We start from the raw sequence: 23,689 nt of genomic DNA on the forward strand, positions 1-23,689 counted from the left end.
GACGTGACCGACGAGCCCGCTTCCCGGCCGGCCACGCGCGTCCTCGTCCTCAACTCCGGCTCCTCGTCGGTCAAGTACCAGTTGCTCGACATGCGCGACAGCTCGCGGCTCGCCGTCGGTCTGGTGGAGCGCATCGGTGAGGGAACCTCCCTGCTGCGGCACACCGCGCTGACGACGGGTGAGACCCGTGAGAGGACCGACGAGTTCGCCGGTCACGAGGCCGCGCTGAAGGCGGTGTCGGAGGAACTGGCCGTGGACGGACTCGGCCTGGACTCCCCCGAGCTGGCCGCGATCGGACACCGGGTGGTGCACGGCGGGAGGACCTTCACCGAACCGACCGTCATCGACGCGGCGGTCCTCGCGGAGATCGAGCGGCTGATCCCGGTGGCGCCGCTGCACAACCCGGCGAACCTCACCGGCATCCGCACCGCGATGGCGCTGCGCCCCGACCTTCCCCAGGTCGCGATCTTCGACACCGCGTTCCACACGACGATGCCGGAGTCGGCCGCCCGCTACGCGATCGACGTGGCGACCGCCGACGAGCACCGCATCCGCCGGTACGGCTTCCACGGCACCTCGCACGCCTTCGTCTCCCGGGCGACCGCCGAGCTCCTCGGCAAGGCGCCCGAGGAGGTCAACGTCATCGTGCTGCATCTGGGCAACGGCGCCTCGGCGTCGGCGGTCAGGGGCGGGCGGTGCGTGGACACCTCGATGGGGCTCACGCCCCTGGAGGGTCTGGTGATGGGAACGCGCTCGGGTGACGTGGATCCGGCCGTCATCTTCCATTTGGAGCGCGTTGGCAAAATGTCCACGGACGAGATCGACACTTTGCTCAACAAGAAGAGCGGTCTGATCGGTCTGTGCGGCGACAACGACATGCGGGAGATACGCCGCCGTGTCGACGAGGGCGACGAGCAGGCGCGGCTCGCCTTCGACATCTACATTCACCGGCTGAAGAAGTACATCGGCGCCTACTACGCGGTCCTCGGCCGGGTGGACGCCGTCGTCTTCACCGCCGGAGTGGGCGAGAACGCAGCCCCGGTGCGCGAGGCCGCGATCACGGGCCTGGAGGAACTGGGGCTCGCGGTCGACGGCGAGCTGAACGCCGTGCGCGGCGGTGGGCCCCGGATCGTCTCACCGCCGTACGCGCGGGTCGCGGTCGCGGTGGTGCCGACGGACGAGGAACTGGAGATCGCCACACAGACGTATGCGCTGGTCGGAAAAGGGCAACGCCTGAGCGGGCCGGAGAGCCACGCCTGAGCGCCCGCCCGCCCATTTGTATCTTCCACCAGACGGAATATTCCGTAGCGAAACAAACCGATAGGATCGCCCCATGCGCCGTTCGAAAATCGTCTGTACTCTCGGCCCCGCGGTCGACTCCCACGAGAAGCTGGTCGAGCTGATCCAGGCCGGCATGAATGTGGCCCGTTTCAACTTCAGCCACGGATCCCACGCCGAGCACCAGGGCCGGTACGACCGTGTCCGGGCCGCCTCGGCCGAGACCGGTGTCGCCATCGGCGTGCTCGCCGACCTGCAGGGCCCGAAGATCCGCCTGGAGACCTTCGCCGAAGGCCCCGTCGAGCTGGAGCGTGGCGACGAGTTCGTCATCACGGCCGAGGACGTGCCGGGTGACAAGCACATCTGCGGAACGACCTACAAGGGTCTGCCCGGGGACGTCTCCCACGGTGACCAGATCCTCATCAACGACGGCAACGTCGAGCTGCGCGTCGTCGAGATCGACGGCCCCCGGGTCAAGACGGTCGTCATCGAGGGCGGCGTGATCTCCGACCACAAGGGCATCAACCTGCCCGGCGCGGCCGTGAACGTGCCGGCGCTGTCGGAGAAGGACGTCGAGGACCTGCGTTTCGCCCTGCGGATGGGCTGCGACATGGTCGCCCTGTCCTTCGTGCGTGACGCCGACGACGTGAACGACGTCCACAAGGTGATGGACGAGGAGGGCCGCCGCGTCCCCGTCATCGCCAAGGTGGAGAAGCCGCAGGCGGTCGACAACATGGAGGGCGTCGTCGCTGCGTTCGACGCCGTCATGGTGGCCCGTGGCGACCTGGCCGTCGAGTACCCGCTGGAGCGGGTGCCGATGGTGCAGAAGCGCCTCGTGGAGCTGTGCCGCCGCAACGCCAAGCCGGTGATCGTCGCGACCCAGATGATGGAGTCGATGATCACCAACTCCCGTCCGACGCGCGCCGAGGCCTCCGACGTGGCCAACGCGATCCTGGACGGCGCGGACGCGGTCATGCTGTCGGCCGAGTCCAGCGTGGGCGCGTACCCGGTCGAGACCGTGAAGACGATGTCGAAGATCGTCGTCGCGGCCGAGGAGGAGCTCCTCTCCAAGGGCCTGCAGCCGCTGGTCCCGGGCAAGAAGCCGCGCACGCAGGGTGGTTCGGTCGCCCGTGCCGCCTGCGAGATCGCCGACTTCCTCGGCGGCAAGGGTCTGGTGGCCTTCACCAAGTCCGGTGACACCGCCCGCCGGCTGTCCCGCTACCGCGCCGCGCAGCCGATCCTGGCCTTCACCACGGACGAGGGCACCCGCAACCAGCTCACGCTGAGCTGGGGCGTCGAGTCGCACGTCGTGCCGTTCGTGAACAGCACCGACGAGATGGTCGAACTGGTCGACCGCGAGCTGCAGAAGCTCAAGCGGTTCAACGAGGGCGACGTCGTCGTGATGACCGCCGGTTCGCCCCCCGGTGTCCCCGGCACCACCAACATGGTCCGGGTGCACCACCTGGGCGAGGTCCACCACGCCTGATCACCCGCTTCCGTACGCCGCTGAGGGCGCCCCCTGCGAACAGGGGCGCCCTCAGCGTTTGTGCGGCTCCCGGACGGGCTCTGGACGACTCAGCCGGTCGTGTACTGGTGGAGTCCGGGGACGGTCAGGGTGCCACCGAACTGACCGGCCTGAACGACCTTCACGTTGGTGAAGTAGATCAGCGGGATGTTCAGCGGCGGAGGGTTGTCCGGGTCGAACGTGACCGGGATGAGCCCGAGCAGGTTCCCGGAGATGCTCTCCGTGTACATGATCGTCTTGCCGTCACGGATGGTGGACGTCGTGCCCTTGGCAGCCTGCACGTGGTAGGTCTTGCCGCTCTGCTTGTCCTCCACCGTCTGGTGCAGGTCCCCGATGTCGGTGCCGTCGGAGATGACGTACTTCAGCACCTTCTTGACGGTGCCGTCGGCGGTCCTCACCTTGACGATGCCCTGGTAGTCGGCGCCCTTGAGGAGCAGCGAACTGGCGTTGAGGTACCAGGGGTCGACCGGCAGGGTGACCGGGTTGTCCACGCCGCCCTGGTCGTCGGTCGCGACCGGGCAGTCCGCGGCGTTCGTGGTGGCGCTCGCGGAGGGGCTGGGCGACTCGGTGGCCGCGTCGGCCGCCTTCTTGACCGTCTCGGTGGTGTCCGAGGCGGCCTTCGACGCCGTGTCGGTGACCTTCTCGGTGGTGTCCTTGACCGTGTCGGTGACCTTGTCGGTCGTGTCCTTGACGGTGTCGGAGGCACTCGTGCCGCCGGACGCGGTGTCCGCGGGCGCACTCGTGCTCGCCGAGGCGGACGGCGCGGGTGTGGAGCTCGCCGTCTCGTCGGGCGTGAGGATGTCCTTGATGGCGTCGCCGACGCCCAGCGGGTCGAGCGGGTTCGTGCTGCTCTTGGACGCCGAGGGGGTCGGCGTGGACGCGCTGCTGTCCGCCGCCTTGTCCGACTTGTCGGACGTGCTCGCGGAGGAGGACGCGGAGGGCGTGGGCGTGGCCTTGTCGTCGGAACCTGAATCCGACGAAGAGGTGTTGCCCGGCTCAGCGGACTCCGATGACGCGGAGGGGGTCGGTGTGGCCTGGTCGGAGGACGCGCTCGCGCTCGGCGTGGCGGAGGGCGACGCCGTCTCCGACGCGTCCTTGCCGGTCACGGCCTCGACGCACGCCTGGTACTCGTCCGCCGTGAGGCTCTTGGACGTGGAGTGGTCGTCGGCCTGGGCGAGCGTCGGGGTGAAGCCCATTCCCATGAGCACCGCCGTCGGCATCGCCGCTATGGCTATCGCCTTGCCGGCAGGCATCTGCAACCTGGTGAGCAGCGGCTTCCTCGGGGCCGCGTGGCGCGGCCCGGTTCTCACACGGGACTCCTCCACATCAGTCCCGTGGGTCACCTTGTCAGCCGGCACTGTGCCTCCCGTCCGCCCCGTTGCTCGGGCTCGTTCCTGACAGATCGTTCGGGTCGCCCGCACCGTCCGCCGCCTCGGGCCCGACGGGCTCGGCCGCCGCGCTGTCCGGCAGGCCGTCCTTGTCGAGGGACCGCTGCGCGGAGTACCCCTCGTCGGGTTCGCCGGGAACCCAGGAGACCGCCATGGCGCCGCCGATCAGGGCGAACAGGAAGCCGACCAGGAAACCGCCGAGGTTGGCCACCGGGATGGACACCAGAGCGAGGAGGATCGCGGCGACACCGGCGAACGTCCGTACGTGCTTCTGGAACCAGAGGCTGATCCCGAGCACGACGAGGAGTACGCCGATGATCAGGGAACCCGCGCCGGCTGTGGTGGACATCGCCAGCGTCAGATGACCGAGCTGAAGGTGCGCGTACGGGAAGTAGGCGATGGGGAATCCGCCGAACACGATGAACAGACCGGCCCAGAACGGGCGGTCGCCCCTCCAGTTCCGGAAGATCCGCCGGAACGCCTGAAGGTAGTGCTCATCGTTCTGGCCGGGCGCGGCAGGAGTCTCGGCGCTCATGGAAACAGCTCCCTGGAACGGCATTGCTGTGAGAAGTACGCGTTGAACGCTCCGCGTACGACGGGCGGAGCGGCGGGGCGGGCGAAGCGGCCTAGGCCTCCTCGCCCACCCCTGGGGTGCTCAGTAGCACTCGTGGGTGCCGGCGGACACCGACATCTTCAGACCGCTGAGCTTGAACGTGCCGGCGGTGGTCGCCCACGCCGTCTGCTTCACGTCGGTCAGCGTGGCCGAGTCGGCCTGCTGGGCGAACCCGTAGGGGTTGGCCTGCTCGCCGCCGCCCTTCATGCCCGGACCCTTGCTGGCGTCCTTGGCGGCGACACCGATGTCGATGCCACGGAACGTCGCGTCGGCACCGAGGTCCTCGACGTCGATGTACAGGTTGTCGGCGTGAACCGGCGTACCACTGCCGCCGGCCTTCAGCACGAGGCTGACAGAACCGAGGTAAGGGATACCCGGGGTCACGACGGACTGGCACATGTTGGTGATGTCGGCGCTCTTGAACGCCGACACCGCGACGGGGTGCAGTGCCGTCTTGCCGTCGAGGCTGGTACCGGTGTCGAGAGCTCCGTACTGCGAGAAGCCCTGGCCGTCAAGCTTGTCCGCGGACACCTTGAACGACTGACCGGAAACGCTGAACGACGCGGCGAGGGCACCCTGCGCGAGGGCGACACCTATCGCTGCCGTGGCTGCCACGCTGGGCACCATGACGACGGCGAACCGCTTCCATCTGGTCCCGCCACGCACCTGGGACATCATATTTTCCTCCTTCTCGGACGTACATCTCCTGGCCCTGACTGCCACGTTGCGGCGGCTCAGCCGGGCAGGGATGGGAGAAGTGCTACGTCCTCGGGAAGGAGAGCGCCTGACCCTGAGGTGCTATTGCACCCGAATCACCGGCGATCACCCCCGAGCGACAACCACTGGTCGCGCCTGACACACATCACGCACAACCTGCTGGACAGGCTCCGCCGGACGGCAAAGACCCCCCTGCCCAAGAACCGACCGCACTGGCCGTCGGCCCTACTCGGTGGGGACCCAGAAAGTCCGCCGACCCGATTGGCTGTCGGGGTGCGGGAATGGACCGAGCGTCGCCGATCGTGGTGCATTCTCGCCGCGTGCACAAGGGGGTTCGTTACTCGCTAGTAACGGCGGGATAACCGAAGAACGACCCGTCGGTATCGGGTGGCGACACAGGGTGGCACCGTCGGGGGTGACACAACGGTCAAATGCCGGACGGAACCAGACAGTTCAACGCCCTCGACTTACTACGAGTAACAGCGGCCGCGTTTACCAAGTTTTGGTAAAGCGCGGCCACATGTACCCCTGTCGGCCAATCTTTCACCTGGGCATCACAGGCCCTGGCGTTTAGGGACTGGTCAGAACAGAGCGCGGGCCAGTGCCCGGCGCGCCGCGACCACGCGCGGGTCGTCGGCCCCGACCACCTCGAAGAGCTCCAACAGCCGCAGCCGTACGGCATCCCGGTCGTCGCCCGCCGTACGCCGCACCGTGTCGATGAGCCGCCCGAAGGCGTCCTCGACATGGCCGCCGACGAGATCCAGGTCGGCCCCCGCGATCTGCGCCTGCGCGTCTCCCGGCTTCTCGGCGGCGTCCTTGCGCACCTGCTGCGGATCGAGGTTCTGCACCCTCTGGAGCAACTCGGCCTGGGCCAGGCCCAGTTTGGCCTCCGTATTGCCCGGGTCGTCGCCCAGCACGTTCCTGTAGGCCTGGACGGCACCGCCGAAGTCGCCCGCGTCCAGCGCCTGCACGGCGGCCTCCAGCAGCGCGTCGTACGGTCCGGCCGGCATCTCCTGCACCGCCGGGGCCCCGCCCGGCTCGGCGTCGGCGTCGGCGTCGGCGTCGACCGTCAGGCCGGTCAGGCCGAAGCGCTGCTCGGCGACCTGGACGAGCTGGTCGAGGGTCCCGCGGATCTGCGCCTCGGCGGCGGCTCCCTGGAAGAGCGGCAGGGCCTGTCCGGCCACCACCGCGAAGACGGCCGGAATCCCCTGGACCCCGAACTGCTGCATCAGCATCTGGTTGGCGTCGACGTCGATCCTGGCGAGCACGAAGCGCCCGTTGTACTCGACGGCCAGCCGCTCCAGGACCGGGCTCAGCTGCTTGCAGGGCTCGCACCACTCGGCCCAGAAGTCGATGACGACGGGCACCTCGGTGGAGCGTTGCAGGACATCGTGCTCGAATCCCGCCTCGTCGACGTCGATGACAAGGCTCGCGGGGGTCACTGCGCCACCCCCGCCGCCCTGCCTGGCGGCTTCGGCGCGCGCCTGCTCCGCCTTCGACTTGGCCTCCTGGGCCGCCTTCACCGCGGCGAGGTCGACGACTCCGCTCATGGACATGTTCCGTGGCTGCATGAGTACATCCTCCCCCTTCCTCGCGCACGTGTGAAAAGCGTTGTGAAAGCCAAGCCTTGTCATGCGTGTTCGGCGCCGGGTCCCCACCTGACGCCTGCGCGGTTGTCGCCGCGTTCGAGCTTTCGCTACGAGTCGTAGCGTAACTGTGCGAGGGCATGCCCGTGCACCGTCTCCCGGTGATCTCCCTCACGGCTTCACAGAACCGCCGGATATGGCTGTTGAATCGGCCGGATATGGTCACTGACATGCAATGTCGCTCCCAGGCCGCCCGTACGGGCCGCCCCCGCAGCGCCGCCGCGGACGCCGCGATCCTGGAGGCGACGCGCACGGCCCTGGTCGAACTGGGCTGGTCCAAACTGACGTTGGGGTACGTGGCGACCCTCGCGGGAGTCGCGAAAACGACCCTTTACCGTCGCTGGGCGGGCAAGAACGAACTCGTCGTCGACGCGGTGGCCGAGCTCTTCGACGAGCTGGAACTCCCCGACCGGGGCAGTCTGGCCGCCGACATCGAGGGCGTGGTGCTCCAGTTCGCGGCGATCCTGGACCGTCCGGAGGCGAAGACGGCGCTGATGGCCGTGGTGGCGGAGTCCACCCGTGACGAACCGCTGCGCGAACGCATCCGCACGTCCATCGTCGACCGGCAGAAGCGCCTGGTCATGGAGGGCCGTGCCCGCGCCCAGGCCCGCGGCGAACTCCCGCCGGAGGAGGACCCGGTCGCCGCCGACCGCACCGCCGCGCTGATCTTCGACGTGGTCGCCGGAGCGGTCGTCCATCGCACCCTGGTCAGCGCGGAACCCGCGGACGAGGAGTGGGTGCGCTCGTTCACCCGGGTCCTGCTCTTCGGCCTCACCGGAGCGGCAGCCGACGACCCGGCGCCTCCCTCGACGGAGGGCCCGGCCGGGGTCTGACAGGGCCGGCGGGAACGTCGTGGGTCGGGGCCGCGCCGGTGCATCAGCCCGTCGCTGTCGGACGAGGCGTGACCGTCGGTGGCGACGGGCATCGATGTACCGGCACGTCCCCTCGCACCGGATGCCGACTGCGGGTGCATCGTGGTGGCCGCGCCACATTTCAGCCCAGCCGCGGCAAGTTTCAGCCCCGGCCAGGGAAATCCAGCCCCTCCGGCGATTGAGGAGCGGGGGTCCGGGGGCGGAGCCCCCGGGTACGGGACGGGTAGGGGCGGAGGGGGCGAGAAAAGGGCACCTGGCGCCGGGCAGGCCTCGGTGGCGGAGCGAGAGCCCGGAGCCCCGGGCCCGGCCCGGATGCCAGACAGGCAGGGGCGCCGGGCTGCCCGGGGCCGTTCAGAAGCCCGCCGGCTCCGTGTACACCCCCCACTCGTCCCGCAGGACACCGCAGATCTCGCCCAGCGTCGCCTCGGCGCGGACCGCCTCCAGCATGGGGGCGATCATGTTGGACCCGTCGCGCGCGGCGGCGAGCATGGCATCCAGCGCACCGCGCACGGCGGCCTCGTCACGGCCCTCCTTGCGCGAGGACAGCTCCCGCACCTGCTCACGCTCCACCTCATGGCTGACCCGGAGGATCTCCAGGTCGCCGGTCACGGAGCCGTGGTGGACATTCACGCCGACGACCCGCTTGTCGCCCTTCTCGACCGAGCGCTGGTACTGGAACGCCGACTCGGCGATCTCCCCGGTGAACCACCCGTCCTCGATCCCGCGCAGGATGCCGGAGGTGATGGGACCGATGGGGTGCTTCCCGTCCGGGTGCGCCCGCAGTCCGCGCTCCTTGATCTGCTCGAAGATCTTCTCCGCGTCGGCCTCGATCCGGTCGGTGAGCTGCTCGACGTACCAGGAACCGCCCAGCGGGTCGGCGACGTTGGCGACGCCGGTCTCCTCCATGAGCACCTGCTGCGTCCGCAGGGCGATCTCCGCGGCCTGCTCGGACGGCAGGGCGAGCGTCTCGTCCAGCGCGTTCGTGTGCAGCGAGTTCGTGCCGCCGAGAACCGCCGCGAGCGCCTCCACGGCGGTCCGCACGACGTTGTTGTACGGCTGCTGGGCCGTCAGCGAGACGCCGGCGGTCTGCGTGTGGAAGCGCAGCCACTGCGCCTTCTCGGAGGTGGCGCCGTACACGTCCCGCATCCAGCGGGCCCAGATCCGGCGGGCCGCGCGGAACTTGGCGATCTCCTCGAAGAAGTCGAGGTGCGCGTCGAAGAAGAAGGAGAGACCGGGGGCGAAGACGTTCACGTCGAGCCCGCGGGAGAGCCCCAGTTCCACGTAGCCGAAGCCGTCGGCCAGCGTGTACGCGAGCTCCTGCGCGGCCGTGGAGCCCGCCTCCCGGATGTGGTAGCCGGAGACGGACAGCGGCTTGTACGCGGGGATCTTCTCGGCGCAGTGCTCCATCAGGTCACCGATGAGGCGCAGGTGCGGCTCGGGCTGGAAGAGCCACTCCTTCTGTGCGATGTACTCCTTGAAGATGTCGGTCTGGAGCGTGCCGTTCAGTACGGCTGGGTCGATGCCCTGGCGCTCGGCGGCGACCAGGTACATGCAGAAGACCGGCACCGCGGGACCGCTGATCGTCATCGACGTCGTGACGTCACCGAGCGGGATGTCCTGGAAGAGGACCTCCATGTCGGCCGCCGAGTCGATCGCGACACCGCAGTGCCCGACCTCGCCGAGCGAACGGGCGTCGTCCGAGTCGCGGCCCATCAGCGTGGGCATGTCGAAGGCCACGGAGAGGCCCCCGCCGCCGTTGGCGAGGATCTTCTTGTAGCGCTCGTTGGTCTGCTCGGCGTTGCCGAATCCGGCGAACTGCCGGATGGTCCACGTACGCCCTCGGTAGCCGGTCGCGTAGAGCCCCCGGGTGAAGGGGTACTCCCCGGGCCAGCCGATCCGCTCGAAGCCCTCGTAGTTGTCCCCTGGCCGGGGACCGTACACCGGCTCCACGGGATCACCGGAGAGCGTGGTGAAGTCGGCCTCGCGCTTGCGCGAAGCGTCGTAGCGAGCCTGCCAGCGTCGGCGGCCTTCCTCGATGGCGTGAGCGTCCATACCCTCGAATTTACTAGGACGTCCTAGTAAATGTCGATGGCAAACCGCCGTACGATCCCGTACGGCGGTGTGGATCAGGCCTTGACGACCTCGGGAGAAGCCTCCGCGACCTGAGATTCGAGCTCGTGGCTGATGCGGCGCTCCACGAAGAAGGCTGCCGTGGGAATCGTGCCCGCCAGCAGCACCCAGAGCTGCTTGCCGACCGGCCACTTCGCCTTGGAACCCAGGTCGAAGGCGAAGATCAGGTAGACGACGTACAGCCAGCCGTGCGCGATGGCGACGACACGGGTGAAGTCCGCGGCCCCGTCGACGCCCATGCCGTACTTGGCGATCATGCTCAGGCACAACAGGACCAGCAGCACGCCGGTGACATAGGCCATGACGCGGTAGCGGGTCAACACGCTCTTCTTCATGGCACGAGGGTAACCACCCTTTTTGCGCGATCTTCACGCGCCCCCACGCCTCGCCCGCCCCCGGCCGACGACGCCCCGCCCGCCGTCGGACTACTCGTCGTCGAAGTCGTGCGCGGCGACGCGCAGCGGCCGCAGCATCGCGAAGATCTCCGCGCACTCCTCGGCGTCGTAGACCCCGAGCCCGAAGTCCATCGCCATCAGGTCGCGGGTGGCCGCGTCGCAGACCTCGCGTCCCTTGTCCGTGATGGAGGCGAGGGTGCCCCGCCCGTCGTTCGGGTTCGGGCGCTTGTCGACGAGCCCGGACCGCACCAGCCGGTCCACCGTGTTGGTGACGGACGTCGGATGCACCATGAGCCGCTCGCCGATCTTGGACATCGGCAGCTCGCCCGCCTTGGAGAAGGTGAGCAGCACCAGCGCCTCGTAGCGCGCGAAGGTCAGTCCGTACGGCTTGACGACCGCGTCCACCTCGGCCAGCAGGATCTGGTGCGCGCGCATGATCGAGGTGATCGCGGACATGGACGGCACGGAACCCCAGCGCTGCTGCCAGTGTTCGTCGGCGCGGGCGATGGGATCGAAGGCAAGACTGAGCGGCTTCGGCACGCCAAAGACCTTACCGGCCGGTCACATCGTGGTCAGCCCCGTCTCGCGTTTCGGTATTCACCCTCACGGCGGCCGGGTTCCGGGCCCGTTCGAGCGACTGGATCCGCGTGTCTTCCACGCCTCTCCCTTCACCTGCCTACTCGCCCCGCGCCCCGCCGTGTTCGGTACGCCGTGCCGCGACCGCAAGGCCCGCACAGACCACGGTCCCCAGCACGCCCGCGCCCACGATCGTCGCCCGCACCCCGGCGAACTCCGCCACCGCCCCCGCCAGTGCCATTCCCACGCCCTGAACGGTCATCAGCCCGGCCGTGTTCAACGTCATGGCGCGCCCCAGCAGTTCGTCGGGCACCGCCCGCACGAACCACTGGTCCAGGCCGAGGGTGTACGCCGATCCGGCACCGGCGAGCACCAGCAGGACCAGCGACCAGCCGAGGCCGGGCCGCAGCGCGTACCCGGCGTAGGGCAGCAGCGTGACGCTGACCAGCGGAAGCGTGAGCCGGTTCCGGGTCGCGGGCCGCAGCCGCGAACCCGCGAACAGTTCCCCCGCGATCGTGCCGACGGGCAGCGCGCACATCAGCAGGCCGAGCCCGGCCGTACCGGCCCCGAGCCCCGAGGCGTACGGCGCCGCCAGCGCCTCCGGCACGACGACGAACATCGACGGCGCCCAGAACAGCAGGAGCAGTACGAGGATCCGGCGGTCGGCCAGCACCTGACGGGCACCACGGAGGGAGTCCCGCACGAGCGCCTGCCCCGGGTGCGCCCGCGCGGGCCGCCGCCGGGTGCCGAACCGCAGCAGCACGGCGGAGAGAAGGAAGGTGCAGACCGTGACGAGGAGCGCGTGGCGCGGGGACACGACGGTGAGCAGCAGCCCGCCCGTCCCGAACCCGGCCAGCAGCGCGCTCTGCGAGAGGATCCGCAGCAGGGAACGGCCGAGCACGAACAGTTCCCCGTCGCCGAGGACGTCCGCGAGGGTCGCCGTCCGCGTCCCCTGGAACACCGGGGCGACCAGGGCGAGCGCGGCCCGCATCGCGAGCAGCACCGCGATGGGCGCGCCCGGCAGCACCATCACGGCCACGCATCCCGCGCACACCAGATCGCACACCACCAGGACCCGACGGGCCGGGAAGCGGTCCGCGACCCCCGCGAGCAGCGTCCCGCCGATCAGATAGGGCAGAAAGCCGAGCGCGAACGTCAGGGCGCTCAGCAGCGGAGACCCCGTCAGGTCGTAGACGAGGACGGAGAGCGCGATCTCACTGACGACGAGTCCGAGCAACGAGAACGCGTGCGCGGCGAAGACGGCACGGAACTCGGGCACGGCGAACACGGGACCGTACCCGGTGCGCGCGGCGACGGTCTCCGGGGCGCCCGCCCCTTTCGGCGCGCTCGGGGTACTCGGGGCGCTGGTCTCTGCTTCTGGCATGGGCGACAGCGTGCCCGGACCCGCCCCGGACCCGTAGAGTTTCGGCTTCAGCCGAATCTTCCGGGGTCGTTCCATGCCGTCACTGCTGCACTTCTCGGAGGACGACCTCCTCAACTGCCGGTTCGCGGTGTCGCCGCTGTGGGAGACGCAGGAGGCGGTGCGCACGCTCAACCGGCCCGCGCGGCACGGCTATCACGCGCACTGGCTGCGCCGTATGCGCGCGGCGGCCGCCGGACTCGACCTCACCCCGCTGTGGCTGCTGATGCCGCAGCGCGGCTACTCCCCCGACTGGCTCGGCCCGCCCCCGCTCGGCCCGGCGGCGAGCTTCGAGGAGGAGCTCGCCGCGATCCGCGCGGCCGACCCGGACGTGGCCCGCGAGGAGAGCGCGCGTTCGCTCGCCGAGACCCCCGGCGCCCTCGCCTCGCCGCGCGGCCGCGCCCTGCTGGCCGACCCGGCCCGCATGGTGCGCGAGCTGACCGGCCTGCTGGAAGAGGCCTGGCACACCCTTGTCGAACCGGACTGGCCACGGCTGCGCGCCCTGCTGGAGGCCGACGTCGCCTTCCACTCACGGCGGCTCGCCGAGGTCGGCCTCGGCGGACTCCTCCCGGAGATCGACCGGCGGTTCGGCTGGCGCTCGCACACCCTGACCATCGACGTCGGCGGCCGGCACGAACGGCATCTGGCCGGGCAGGGCCTGGTCCTCATGCCGAGCGTCTTCTCCTGGCCGGACGTGATCAGCGGCTTCGAACCCCCCTGGCAGGCGACCCTCGTCTACCCGGCGCGCGGCATCGGCGGCCTGTGGGCGGAGCCGACCGACCGCACGCCCGACGCGCTCGTACGACTCCTCGGGCGCGGCCGGGCCGCCGTGCTCACCGCGCTCGACGAACCGGCCGGCACGACGGCCCTCGCCCACCGGCTGCGCCTGGCGCCGTCGTCGGTCTCCGCGCATCTCGCCGCCCTGCGCGACGCGGGCCTGCTCGTCTCCCGCCGGTACGGGCACCAGGTGCTGTACGAGCGGACGCCGCTCGGGATCGCGCTGGCGTCGGGCGGCGACTGACCCCGGGGGGCACCAGGGGAACCAGAAACAGCGGGAACACCAGAAACACCCGGAGCACCGGGAGCACCGGAAGTGCTCATCACGCCACGCCGCTTCCTCGACGAAATGCCCCCTTGTGCAACGATTGGTGACCGGTCGTCACCTTCGCGCAAGGGAGCAGCATGCCCCGGCTGATCCACGCTCTCGCGGCACTCGCGGTGCTCGGGCTCATGGCGGGCTGCACGTCCTCGCCCGAGGTCGGCGAGGCCTCCGTCGTCGGTGCCGCCTCGAAACAGGCGGGCACCGCCTCCCGCTCGCCCTTCTGGGTCGACCCGGCCGGCCCGGCCGCCCGGCAGATCGAGCTGTGGCGGCGGCAGGGCCGCACCCGGGACGCCCTGCTGCTGAAGCGGATCGCGGACGAGCCCGTGGCCCTGTGGCCGGCCGGTGAGCTCGACCCGGGCCCGGCGGTCCGGTCGGCGACCGCTTCCGCGACGCGGGAAGGGCGGACGGCGCTGTTCGTGGCGTACGACATCCCGCACCGGGACTGCGGCCAGCACTCGGCGGGCGGGGCGGCGGACGCGGACGCCTACCGGCAGTGGATCGACCGGTTCGCCGACGCCCTCGGCGACGGCCGGGCCCTGGTGGTCCTGGAACCGGACGCGGTCGCCCACATGGTGGACGGCTGCACGCCCGGCGAGTACCAGGACGAGCGCGAGCAGCTGCTGTACGAGGCGATCGTCCGGCTGAAGCGCCAGCCGCGCACCAAGGTGTACCTGGACGCCGGAAACCCCGCCTGGATCCTCGATTCCGGGAAGCTGGTCGAGCCCCTGGAACGCGCGGGCATCGCGAACGCCGACGGCTTCTCGCTCAACGTCTCCAACTTCCAGACGGACGCCGCCGGCAAGCAGTACGGAGTCCGCCTCTCCGACCGGCTCGGCGGCAAGCACTTCGTCGTCGACACCAGCCGCAACGGCAACGGCCCGCTGGAGGGCGTCTGGTGCAACCCGCCGGGCCGGGCGCTGGGCACGCCGCCCACCACGGCCACCGGTGAACCGGTCCTCGACGCCTACCTGTGGATCAAGCGGCCGGGCGAGTCGGACGGAGAATGCGAGGGCGGCCCGGCGGCCGGCCGGTGGTGGCCGGACTACGCCCTGGAACTGGCACGCAACTCCGTCACCTGACCTGGATCCACTTCGCCTCGGAGGGCGTGCCCTGAGCGTCCGTCACGAAGAGCATGTACCAGCCGGGCGGCACCAGCGCGGGGTCCCTCGGTACGTCGACGGTGACCGAGTCCGCGGTCTTCGTCAGCCCCAGCTCGATCGACCGCTGTTCGACGTCCGTGGTGTGGGTGACGGCGCTGGGGCGCATCAACCGGGCCTTGACGACCCGTTCCGGGTGGTCGGTGGCGAACGTCGCCCGGTGGTTCCCGTCGAGCTCCTCGGGGCCGTGGCCCAGCACCGGACGGTTCTTGCCGTTCCTGTGCAGTGCGGGCGGGGTGAAGACCTCCATGCGCTGTTCGAAGTGGCCCAGTTTGGTGTTCCGCTGGTCGTCGAAGAGCGGGTCGGAGCCGAAGGTGGCGACGCGACCGTCGGGCAGGAGCAGCGCCTCGGAGTGGTAGTTGCGGCCCACACCCGGGGAGGCCGCCTCATGGAAGGCGTTGGCCTTGGGGTCGTAGAACTGCGCCTTGAGGATGTTGCTGGCGCTGCGGCCGCGGTAGTCCTTGGAGCCGCTGGTGGTGAGGACGGAGTCGTCCGGCATGATCACGCTGTTCAGATAGCGCGTGCCCTGGGGAAGGTCGGGGCCGTCCTGGAAGGCCGGGCTGTCCTTCTTGAGGTCGACGATGGCGGTGCGGGCGGTGGACTTCCTGGACTCGCCGACGCCTCCGCCGCCGAGGATCATCACCTTCTGGTCCTGGGCGGGCGGCAGCAGGAGCGACGCGGAGGTCTCCGTCTGGTCGGCGTCCCGCAGGCCGGGCACCTTCTGGAACGTGTTGGTCCGAAGGTCCCACAGGCCCGGCTCGCGGCCCTGGTCCGCGGGTCCGTATCCGGCGTTGGAGGCCGGGTAGAAGAGTTTGCCGCCCTTGGTGAGGAAGAGGGCGGGGTAGGTGGGGAAATAACGATGCGGGCCGGGGCTCCACTTCTTGGTCCTCGGGTCGTAGATCTCGTTGTCGCCGGGGTCGATGACCCCGACGTCGTCGAGGCCGGAGACGGCGAGGACCCGTCCGTCGTCGAGTCCCACGAGGGTCGGGTACCAGCGGGCCTTGTCCATCGGGTCGACGGGGATGTACTTCTCGGCCTTCGGGTCGAACTCGTAGGCGGCCCTGATGCCCTGGAAGTCCTGCTTCTCCAGGGTGATCTTCTCCGAGAGGCCGTACGTGTTGTGCGCGTCCGCGCCGCGCAGGCCGACGATCTCGTACTGGGCCTGCCGGTCGGTGACCGACGCCGGTCCCTTCTCCTCGGCCTCCACGAAGACGCGGGCCTCGCCGGCGGTGACCTCGGTCCTCCAGGGCTGCATGACGCCGGCCTTGTCGTACGTGATGATCTGGTCCCGCTTGGCCCTGGGGACCGTCACGTCGACCCTGCTGACGTAGTCGACGCCTGCGGGTGAGCGGAAGACGGTGCCCTTCTTGAGGACGATGGCCCTGTCGGGGTTCTCGTTCTTCACGCGCATGCCGCCGCCGGCCCGTACGACCTCGCCGTCCAGCCGTTCGTAGCGGGCGGTGCCGCCGGCCACGAGCATTCTGCCGTCGGGGAGCTGGGCGTGTCCGGAGCAGAAGAAGTCGTCCGGGGTGGGGACCTTCTTGAAGGTGTCCGTCCTCGGATCCCACAGGACCGTGTCGAAGGACCCCTTGTCGAACTTCTTCTGTTCGTTGCCCGACCCGGCGACGATGAGCACCTTCCCGGTGTGCAGCAGGGCCGCGTGGATCGCGTTGGTGCGGTACTTCGCGGGGATGTCGATCCGGCTCCAGGAACCGTACTTCGCCTGGTAGGCGGGCTGGGCGATCTTGTACTCGTGGTACTGCTCACCGGCGAAGCCGAGCGCCGCCGGGGCGTTGAGCCCCGCGAGGACGGCGATTCCCGCGATGCCGAGCGCCGTCTTCTTCGTCTTCTTCGAGGGCCGGTACGCCATGACCTAGGTGCCTCCTGTCGTGGAGCCGGTGACCGTGATGGGGGTGCCGGCCGCGGCCGGTACCGGTTCCTCGCGGACCGGGCCCCGCGCCGGGGCGGGCAGTACGAGCCGGGTCCGGCGCTCCTTGAGGAGGGTGAGGACCCATACCGCGACCGGTGCGAGGGAGATCCCCATGGCCAGCAGCGCCCAGGTCCGCATGGCCGCGTGGGTGTGGCCGAGGACGGCCGACGCGCCGAGCGAGACGGCGAGGAACGCGGCCCAGCCGAGGTGGACGCGGAAGGTCAGGAGCCGGTCGGGGCTGGCGTCGCGGCCCTTCGGGGTGACGACGAAGCGGCTGGGGCGCCGGATCAGCGCCTCGCTCAGGGACTTCAGATAGATGGGGGCCGACAGTGCCGACATCGCCATGCCGGCCAGGCCGCCGGATCCCTCGGGTTCGTGCGGCGAGACGTTGTGCCGCCGGTTCCACAGGTACAGACAGACCTGGAGGGCGGCGGCGTCGCTGTAGAGCATCAGCCACACGGACGCCGTCACCTGTGTCCCGGAAGCCCCGAACCACAGGAACAGGAAGCAACTGAGCATGCCCAGAAGCCAGTTGACGGCCGTCATCGGGTAGTAGAGGAGCATCAGGGTGTACGAGAACAGCCGGCCGGGAGGCATGGTGAACGGTGCCTTCCAGTACTGCTTGAACAGGGTCTCGTAGGTGCCGCGCGACCAGCGCGTCTGCTGGGTGAAGAAGTCGGTCCAGCAGGAGGGTCCTTCGCCGACGGCGAGGACGTCCGGTGTGTAGACGGACCGCCAGTGCCGGCCCGTCCGGGGGTTCCGGTGCCGGTGCAGTTCGAACCCGGTGGCCATGTCCTCGGTGATGGAGTCGTACAGCCCGCCGATCTGCTTGAGGGCCGCGATGCGGACGACGTTGTTGGTGCCGACGAACATGGGCGAGCCGTAGCGGTTGCCGGCGCGCTGGATCAGGGCGTGGAAGAGGAACTGCTGGGACTCGGCGGCCTTGGTGACGGGGTTCCCGTAGTTCCCGTACACCTGGGGGCCGACGACGAACGCGACGTCGGGGTCCCGGAAGTAGCCCAGCATGCGCTCGAGGAATCCGGGCAGCGGGACATGGTCGGTGTCGACGGAGGCGAAGAAATCGTACGCGTGACCGTACAGGGAGAGCCACGCGTTGTAGTTGCCGTGCTTGGTGCGCGCCCGGTGTCTTCCCTCGGGGCGGTTCCACTCGGGCACCCCCCTGCGGGTGAAGTGCCTCACCCCGAGCTCGGCGCACAGGGCCCTGGCCCGCTCGTCGTCGCCCTCGTCGAGAAGCCAGATGTCGAGGCGACCGGCATGGGTGATGCCCACCGCGCCTTCGAGGGTGGCTCGGACCGTGGCGAGGGGTTCCTTTCCCGGGACGTAGGTGGTGAGGAAGGCGACCCGGGTCCCCTGCGCGGGGACGACGGGAACGGGGTCGCACGCGACCAGCGTCGCGTGGGCGATGCTCATGACGTTGACGACCATGAACAGCTCGATCAGACCGATGGCTATGAGCGTGGTGGTGTCGAGGCCGATCAGCCACGGCTCACCCCCTTCGCGGTCCACCCAGCGGGTGGGCCACACGAGGTAGACGAGGAGTGCGCCGGTGAGGACGGGGGCGAGGGTCATCAGCAGGACGGCGCGCACTCGGTGCGGTTCTCGCGAGAGGAGCTTGGTGTACTGCACCCGGTAGCCCGTGCCGGACGGCTGGTTCAGAGGTCCGGCGAGTCGGCTGCAGGTGTCGTAGTCGTAGCCCTCGGGCCGCACATCGCCCTCCAGTGGTTGAACGTGTCCGGTGATCGTTCTGGCTGGTACCCACACATAAGTGGAGTTTTGACGACGTGTCGAACGGGGCGCGTCCGGTTGGGTGCGGGGGTCGTGCGGGCGGGTGGACTTTCGCCCCCGGGGCGGCCGTTCGGCCGCGGGCGTGGAACTGCGCGCCCACGCGGGGCCGGTGGCGCCGCAGGCGACCGACGCCGTCGCCGCCGCCGGGACATGAGAGAACCCCGGCCCTGGGGACCGGGGTTCTCTGCGCGGGGCCTGCGCCCCGAGGTCATGCAGTCACGCCGCTATGCCGTTATGCCGTTATGCCGTTATGCCGTTATGCCGGCATAACGGCATGGCGTCATGCCGACAGGTGCCGTTCCACGGTCTCCACCTTGGAGGTGAGGCCGTCCGTCACGCCGGGGCGGATGTCCGCCTTGAGGACGACCGAGACGCGGGGCGCGCGTTCCTCGACGACGGCGACGGCGCGCTTGACGACGGCCATCACCTCGTCCCACTCACCCTCGATCGACGTGAACATCGCGTCGGTGCGGTTGGGCAGGCCCGACTCACGGACGACGCGGACGGCGTCGGCGACGTACTCCCCCACGTCGTCACCGACACCGAGCGGTGTCACGGAGAAGGCGACGATCATGCGTTCACGGTCCCTTCCTTGGGGGCGCGGGAGGCGACGACCGCGTCCTCGGCCTCGCGCTTGAGCTTGCGCTCGGCGAAGAAGCCGCCGGTGGGCAGGACGGAGAGGACGAAGTAGAGGACGCCGGTGCCTGCGCTCCACCGGGCGCGGTTCCAGGCGTCCGCCCAGAAGATCACGTACAGGATGAAGAGGACACCGTGGACCGCGCCCATGACTGGCACGGCGTTGAAGTCCGTGGTCCGCTTCAGCACCGAGCAGACGAGCAGCAGCAGAAAGGAAACGGCTTCGGGCGCCGAGACCAGACGGAGCCGGCGGAGTGCGGTGGCGGTCTTTATGTCCACGGGTCACCTTCGGTGGGATTCGCTGTCGGGGGAAACGCTTCCTTGTGAACGCAAGCACAAGCGTCCCGGACATTGTGGCATCCGAAGGCCGCGATCCCGGGTCCGGGGCACCTAGGGGTCGATTCAGGGGCGGGATCCACCCGTGGGCTCTGTCCGCCGTCCGGCGCTGCGGCTACCTTCAGGGCGTGGCGATGTTTCGACTTCAGGGCAGCAAGGTGCTGGCCGTCGACATGACCGGGGACGCCGTGAAGGCGAAGAACGGCTCCATGGTCGCGTACGACGGCCAGATGGCCTTCAAGAAGCTGAGCGGGGGCGGTGAGGGGATCCGGGGGATGGTGACCCGGCGCCTCACCGGTGAACAGATGACGGTGATGGAGGTGAAGGGGCACGGCACGTGCTGGTTCGCGGACCGGGCCTCGGAGATCAACCTGGTGGCTCTTCAGGGGGACAAGCTGTACGTGGAGTCGAGCAATCTGCTCGCCACGGACGCGGGTCTGCGCACAGGTACGACGTTCACGGGACTGCGCGGCGCCTCGCAGGGCAACGGTCTGTTCACGACCACCGTCGAGGGCCACGGCCAGGCGGCGATCATGTCGGACGGGCCCGCGGTGGTGCTGCGGGTCAGTTCCCAGTACCCGCTGACGGTCGATCCGGGGGCGTACATCGCGCACCAGGGCAATGTGCGGCAGTCGCTGCAGTCCGGTGTGACGTTCCGCACGTTCCTCGGCGAGGGCGGTGGCGAGGCGTTCCAGATGCGCTTCGAGGGCGACGGGCTGGTCTACGTCCAGCCCAGCGAGCGCAACACGATCGCGGGGGATGTTTGACATGGCGTTCCGCGAGGTGAACTCGAAGGTGGTCGAGGCGACCGTGGTGCCGGGTCAGCGGCTGTTCAGTCAGCGCGGCGCGATGCTCGCGTACAAGGGCGAGGTGTCGTTCACGCCCAACATCCAGGGCGGGCAGGGCGGTGTGATGTCGATGATCGGCCGCCGGCTGGCCAACGAGGCGACTCCCCTGATGACCGTCGAGGGTGCGGGCACGGTGCTCTTCGGGCACGGCGGCCACCATGTCCACGTGATCAGCCTCACGGGTGACACGTTGTACGTCGAGGCGGACCGGCTGCTGGCCTTCGACGGGACGCTTCAGCAGGGCACGATGTTCCTGGGCTCGCAGGGCGGCGTGATGGGCATGGTGCGGGGTCAGGTGACGGGCCAGGGGCTCTTCACGACCACGCTCAAGGGGCACGGCGCGGTGGCCGTCATGGCGCACGGCGGCGTCTTCGAGGTCCCGATCACCCCGCAGCGGACGGTGCACGTGGATCCGCAGGCGTACGTGGCGCACCACGGCGACGTGCGCAACAAGCTGTCCACGGCGCTGGGCTGGCGCGACATGGTGGGCCGCGGTTCGGGCGAGGCGTTCCAGCTGGAGCTGAGCGGGAGCGGTTCGGTGTACGTCCAGGCGTCGGAGGAGAAGCTGTGAGCGGGTACGGAGCCCCCGGCGGCCCGGTGATCCACGATCCGATGTCGCTGCCGGTCGACGACAATGTCAACAAATACACCTTCTGCGTGGAGCTCAAGGGGAGCGAGTGGTTCCTGCAGAAGGGCAAGATGATCGCCTACTACGGATCGATGGAGTTCAACGGCATCGGGCACGGCCGACTTGACCGTCTTGTCCGTACGTCTTTCCATTCGCCTCTGCACGCGAGCGACTGGGTCGTGGCGCAGGGTTCGGGCAAGATGCTCCTCGCCGACCGGGCCTTCGATGTGAATTCGTACGACCTCGACGACGGCAACCTGACCATTCGCTCGGGCAACTTGCTCGCTTTTCAGCCAAGTCTCGCGCTCAAGCAGTCGATCGTGCCAGGCTTTCTGACACTGATCGGAACCGGCAAGTTCGTGGCCGCGTCAAACGGTCCGGTGGTGTTCATGGAACCCCCGATCAGGGTCGACCCGCAGGCCCTCGTCGGGTGGGCGGACTGCCCGTCCCCGTGCCACCACTACGACCACGGGTACATGACAGGCGTAATGGGCGGTCTACGTGCGATGACGGGCCTCGGAGGCGCCTCCGGCGAGGAGCACCAGTTCGAGTTCGTCGGGGCCGGCACGGTGCTGCTCCAGTCCACCGAGATCCTGATGGCGGAGCAGCCCACGGGGGCGGTCCCGCACCAGGCCGGAGTGCCCGGCGCGGGAGGGGCGCCCGGTCAGCACGGGGGGCAAGCCGGCGCACCGCGCCTTCCCGGACAGCTGGGGGACCTCCAGCGTCGCTTCGGGCTGTGAGCGGTAGTCTGCGGAGTGTGACATCGAACGCGCATCGAACGCGTGCGCACAGTCACACAACCCCTCACTAGTTCGCCTTTCAACATTTTAGGTAGACTTCATTCATGGAGACCGAGACGGCCACGCGCTGGCTGACCGATGCGGAGCAGTGCGCCTGGCGCACCCACCTGGAGGTCAACAGGCTGTTGACGTACCAGCTCGAAAGGGACCTTCAGCCGTTCGGGCTGACGATGAACGACTACGAGATCCTGGTGAACCTCTCCGAGTCGGAGGGCGTACGCATGCGGATGAGCGACCTGGCGTCCGCCACCCTCCAGTCCAAGAGCCGCCTCTCGCACCAGATCACACGTATGGAGAACGTGGATCTGGTGCGCCGGGAGAACTGCGAGTCCGACCGGCGAGGGCTGTACGCGGTCCTCACCGAGCACGGCATGGAGACGATGAAGAAGGTCTCGCCGCATCATGTGGCGTCCGTGCGACGGCACTTCATCGACCTGGTGTCACCCGAGGCGCTGGAGGACCTGCACAAGTCGCTGCGGCCGATCGCCGAGCACCTGCTGGGGCAGCGCGGCAAGCCGTAGAACTAGCAGGGGAGTTGCGCGCCGTCGGCCTCGGCGGGGCGCGCGCCCTCGGCCGCACGGTGCCCCGCGTCCGCATCCGGACGCGGGGTTCTCGCGCTCCGTACGCAGACCAGCGCCGCGGCCAGCGCCAGCGTCCCCGAGAGCGCGAAGCACAGCCCCAGGGGCAGTCGGCCCACCAGCAGACCCGCACCGGCGGCGCCGCCCGAACTCCCGGCGTTCACCGCGGTGTTGACCCAGGCGCCGGCCTGGGTGCGGAAGCCGGGCGGGGCGGCCGCGTCGGCCATCAGATAGGACGTCGTGAGGGCCGGGGCGACGAAGAAGCCGGCGCAGGCGACGGCCACGGTCAGCGTGCCGAGGCCGGGGGCGAGCCCTGCGGCGAGCAGCGTGAGGCCCAGGCAGCCGGCCAGCAGCGGCAGCCGTACGCCGGGGGCGGTGCGCCAGTCGACCGCGCCGTTCAGCAGGCCGCCCAGTGCGCTGCCCAGCGACAGCGCGGCCAGCACCCAGGCCACCACGCCCGCGCCGTGGTGGTGTTGCCCGGTGAACGCGATGACCAGGAGGTCGACGGCGCCCAGGGACAGGCCGACGCCGAGCGCGACGACGACGGGCTGGGCGAGGGCCCGTCCGCCCCGCCATCGGCGCCCGCCGTGCGCCGCTTCGGCCGCCTTCGCCGCAGCCGGACGGACGCCCGCCACCACCGGGGAGAGAACGAACGCCAGGGTTCCCGACCACACCAGCAGGGCGCTCAGCGCGACCGCCGCGGCAGGCGGCGCCACCTGCACGACCGCGCCGACGAGCAGCGGTCCGGAGACGAAGAGGATCTCCTCGACGACACCGTCGAGACTGTAGGCACGCTGCAACAGCCTTTCGTCCTGGACCACTTCGCCCCATACCGCGCGCATCGTGGGGCCGAGCGGCGGTGTGCAGGCGCCCGCGGCGACCGCCAGCGCGCCGATCGCCGGTACGGGTGCGCCGGGCCGCCAGGCCGCGGCGGCGAAGGCCGTGAGCAGGCCCGCGTAGAGCGAGGCCATGGGGATCAGGGCACGGCGGGCGCCGTGCCGGTCGATCAGCGCCGCCCGCGCGGGCGACAGGAACACGCTCATCGCGCCGAACAGCGCCATGACGGTGCCGGCCACGGCGTACGACCCGGTGGCTCGGGTGGTGGTGAGCATCATCGCCAGGGAGACGACGCCGTACGACAGACGTCCGGTCATGGCCGCGACAAAGGTGCGGCGGGCATGGGGAATGCGGAAGAGCGCGGCGTAGGACGGCCGCGAGGGTGACGCAGACATGGGTGGAGTTCCTCAACTGCGAGGCGGGACAGGGGTCGCCGGAGTGCCGCGACGCCGCAGCCACGGTGCTGCGTCC

At 69.8% G+C, this 23,689-nt stretch carries 22 protein-coding genes; 9 read left to right on the plus strand and 13 right to left on the minus strand.

From position 1 onward, the window contains the following. Positions 1-3: 3 nt before the first annotated feature. Together ACFYR3_RS32655 and pyk are read left to right on the plus strand one after the other, a co-directional pair. Complete coding sequence (locus tag ACFYR3_RS32655; protein ID WP_355853315.1) at positions 4-1,260, plus strand: acetate kinase; 1,257 nt, start codon at positions 4-6, stop codon at positions 1,258-1,260. Between the two features lie 73 nt (positions 1,261-1,333). Next, on the plus strand, positions 1,334-2,764 hold the full coding sequence (gene pyk / locus ACFYR3_RS32660; protein ID WP_261707211.1) for a pyruvate kinase: 1,431 nt from the start codon (positions 1,334-1,336) through the stop codon (positions 2,762-2,764). An 89-nt stretch (positions 2,765-2,853) separates the two neighbouring features. On the opposite strand, the gene ACFYR3_RS32665 is transcribed toward pyk, so the two are convergent. The 4 genes from ACFYR3_RS32665 to ACFYR3_RS32680 all read right to left on the minus strand — a co-directional run bounded on the left by ACFYR3_RS32665 (position 2,854) and on the right by ACFYR3_RS32680 (position 7,092). Then, positions 2,854-4,161, minus strand: a complete 1,308-nt coding sequence (locus ACFYR3_RS32665) for a hypothetical protein (RefSeq protein WP_355853189.1) — start codon at positions 4,159-4,161, stop codon at positions 2,854-2,856. Further along, positions 4,151-4,726 (minus strand): DUF6114 domain-containing protein, encoded by a 576-nt coding sequence (locus ACFYR3_RS32670; RefSeq protein WP_355853192.1) that lies wholly within the window; start codon positions 4,724-4,726, stop codon positions 4,151-4,153. Before ACFYR3_RS32670 ends, ACFYR3_RS32665 begins: the two co-directional genes overlap by 11 nt. A gap of 120 nt (positions 4,727-4,846) precedes the next feature. After that, entirely contained in the window at positions 4,847-5,482 is a 636-nt protein-coding gene (locus ACFYR3_RS32675; protein ID WP_355853195.1) for a DUF6230 family protein, read from the minus strand. A 620-nt stretch (positions 5,483-6,102) separates the two neighbouring features. Then, complete coding sequence (locus tag ACFYR3_RS32680; RefSeq protein ID WP_389285541.1) at positions 6,103-7,092, minus strand: tetratricopeptide repeat protein; 990 nt, start codon at positions 7,090-7,092, stop codon at positions 6,103-6,105. A gap of 245 nt (positions 7,093-7,337) precedes the next feature. Between ACFYR3_RS32680 and ACFYR3_RS32685 the strand changes: the two genes are divergently transcribed. After that, entirely contained in the window at positions 7,338-8,000 is a 663-nt protein-coding gene (locus ACFYR3_RS32685; RefSeq protein WP_389285543.1) for a TetR/AcrR family transcriptional regulator, read from the plus strand. A gap of 390 nt (positions 8,001-8,390) precedes the next feature. On the opposite strand, the gene ACFYR3_RS32690 is transcribed toward ACFYR3_RS32685, so the two are convergent. From ACFYR3_RS32690 to ACFYR3_RS32705, 4 genes are all read right to left on the minus strand, one after another. After that, a complete protein-coding gene (locus ACFYR3_RS32690) occupies positions 8,391-10,091 on the minus strand; it encodes a methylmalonyl-CoA mutase family protein (RefSeq protein ID WP_355853204.1) in 1,701 nt (566 codons plus the stop codon). 74 nt (positions 10,092-10,165) lie between these two features. Then, a complete protein-coding gene (locus ACFYR3_RS32695; protein WP_355853207.1) occupies positions 10,166-10,504 on the minus strand; it encodes a DUF3817 domain-containing protein in 339 nt (112 codons plus the stop codon). 90 nt (positions 10,505-10,594) lie between these two features. Beyond that, a complete protein-coding gene (locus tag ACFYR3_RS32700) occupies positions 10,595-11,104 on the minus strand; it encodes a MarR family transcriptional regulator (protein WP_355853210.1) in 510 nt (169 codons plus the stop codon). Positions 11,105-11,240: 136 nt separating this feature from the next. Beyond that, positions 11,241-12,524 (minus strand): MFS transporter, encoded by a 1,284-nt coding sequence (locus ACFYR3_RS32705; protein ID WP_355853213.1) that lies wholly within the window; start codon positions 12,522-12,524, stop codon positions 11,241-11,243. A gap of 73 nt (positions 12,525-12,597) precedes the next feature. On the opposite strand from ACFYR3_RS32705, the gene ACFYR3_RS32710 reads away from it, so the two are divergent. Both ACFYR3_RS32710 and ACFYR3_RS32715 read left to right on the plus strand, forming a co-directional pair. Continuing rightward, positions 12,598-13,581, plus strand: a complete 984-nt coding sequence (locus tag ACFYR3_RS32710) for a DUF5937 family protein (RefSeq protein WP_355853216.1) — start codon at positions 12,598-12,600, stop codon at positions 13,579-13,581. A 161-nt stretch (positions 13,582-13,742) separates the two neighbouring features. Then, positions 13,743-14,741, plus strand: a complete 999-nt coding sequence (locus ACFYR3_RS32715) for a glycoside hydrolase family 6 protein (RefSeq protein ID WP_355853219.1) — start codon at positions 13,743-13,745, stop codon at positions 14,739-14,741. Here the strand turns inward: ACFYR3_RS32715 and ACFYR3_RS32720 are convergent. The 4 genes from ACFYR3_RS32720 to ACFYR3_RS32735 all read right to left on the minus strand — a co-directional run bounded on the left by ACFYR3_RS32720 (position 14,734) and on the right by ACFYR3_RS32735 (position 19,470). Further along, positions 14,734-16,689, minus strand: coding sequence for a galactose oxidase-like domain-containing protein (locus ACFYR3_RS32720; protein WP_389285546.1), 1,956 nt, complete (start codon positions 16,687-16,689; stop codon positions 14,734-14,736). The two genes, ACFYR3_RS32715 and ACFYR3_RS32720, sit on opposite strands and share 8 nt — an antisense overlap. Before the next feature lie 3 nt (positions 16,690-16,692). After that, entirely contained in the window at positions 16,693-18,477 is a 1,785-nt protein-coding gene (locus ACFYR3_RS32725) for a glycosyltransferase family 2 protein (RefSeq protein ID WP_389285548.1), read from the minus strand. 358 nt (positions 18,478-18,835) lie between these two features. Then, on the minus strand, positions 18,836-19,129 hold the full coding sequence (locus tag ACFYR3_RS32730; protein WP_355853228.1) for an MTH1187 family thiamine-binding protein: 294 nt from the start codon (positions 19,127-19,129) through the stop codon (positions 18,836-18,838). Further along, entirely contained in the window at positions 19,126-19,470 is a 345-nt protein-coding gene (locus tag ACFYR3_RS32735) for a DUF3817 domain-containing protein (protein ID WP_355853231.1), read from the minus strand. The genes ACFYR3_RS32730 and ACFYR3_RS32735 overlap by 4 nt, the downstream gene beginning before the upstream one ends. Positions 19,471-19,661: 191 nt before the next feature. Here ACFYR3_RS32735 and ACFYR3_RS32740 point away from each other — a divergent pair, with 191 nt between their 5' ends. From ACFYR3_RS32740 to ACFYR3_RS32755, 4 genes are all read left to right on the plus strand, one after another. Continuing rightward, on the plus strand, positions 19,662-20,294 hold the full coding sequence (locus tag ACFYR3_RS32740; protein ID WP_355853318.1) for an AIM24 family protein: 633 nt from the start codon (positions 19,662-19,664) through the stop codon (positions 20,292-20,294). A 1-nt stretch (position 20,295) separates the two neighbouring features. Further along, positions 20,296-20,946, plus strand: a complete 651-nt coding sequence (locus ACFYR3_RS32745) for an AIM24 family protein (protein ID WP_355853234.1) — start codon at positions 20,296-20,298, stop codon at positions 20,944-20,946. Further along, on the plus strand, positions 20,943-21,743 hold the full coding sequence (locus ACFYR3_RS32750) for an AIM24 family protein (protein ID WP_355853237.1): 801 nt from the start codon (positions 20,943-20,945) through the stop codon (positions 21,741-21,743). Before ACFYR3_RS32745 ends, ACFYR3_RS32750 begins: the two co-directional genes overlap by 4 nt. 104 nt (positions 21,744-21,847) lie before the next feature. Next, positions 21,848-22,324 (plus strand): MarR family transcriptional regulator, encoded by a 477-nt coding sequence (locus ACFYR3_RS32755; protein WP_355853240.1) that lies wholly within the window; start codon positions 21,848-21,850, stop codon positions 22,322-22,324. A 2-nt stretch (positions 22,325-22,326) separates the two neighbouring features. On the opposite strand, the gene ACFYR3_RS32760 is transcribed toward ACFYR3_RS32755, so the two are convergent. Further along, positions 22,327-23,613 carry an MFS transporter gene (locus ACFYR3_RS32760; protein ID WP_355853243.1) on the minus strand — a complete coding sequence of 429 codons (1,287 nt, stop codon included), beginning with the start codon at positions 23,611-23,613 and terminating at the stop codon, positions 22,327-22,329. Positions 23,614-23,689: the final 76 nt, after the last annotated feature.

Origin of the sequence: Streptomyces sp. NPDC005784 (assembly GCF_042871525.1) — a bacterium.
Lineage (GTDB): Bacteria > Actinomycetota > Actinomycetes > Streptomycetales > Streptomycetaceae > Streptomyces.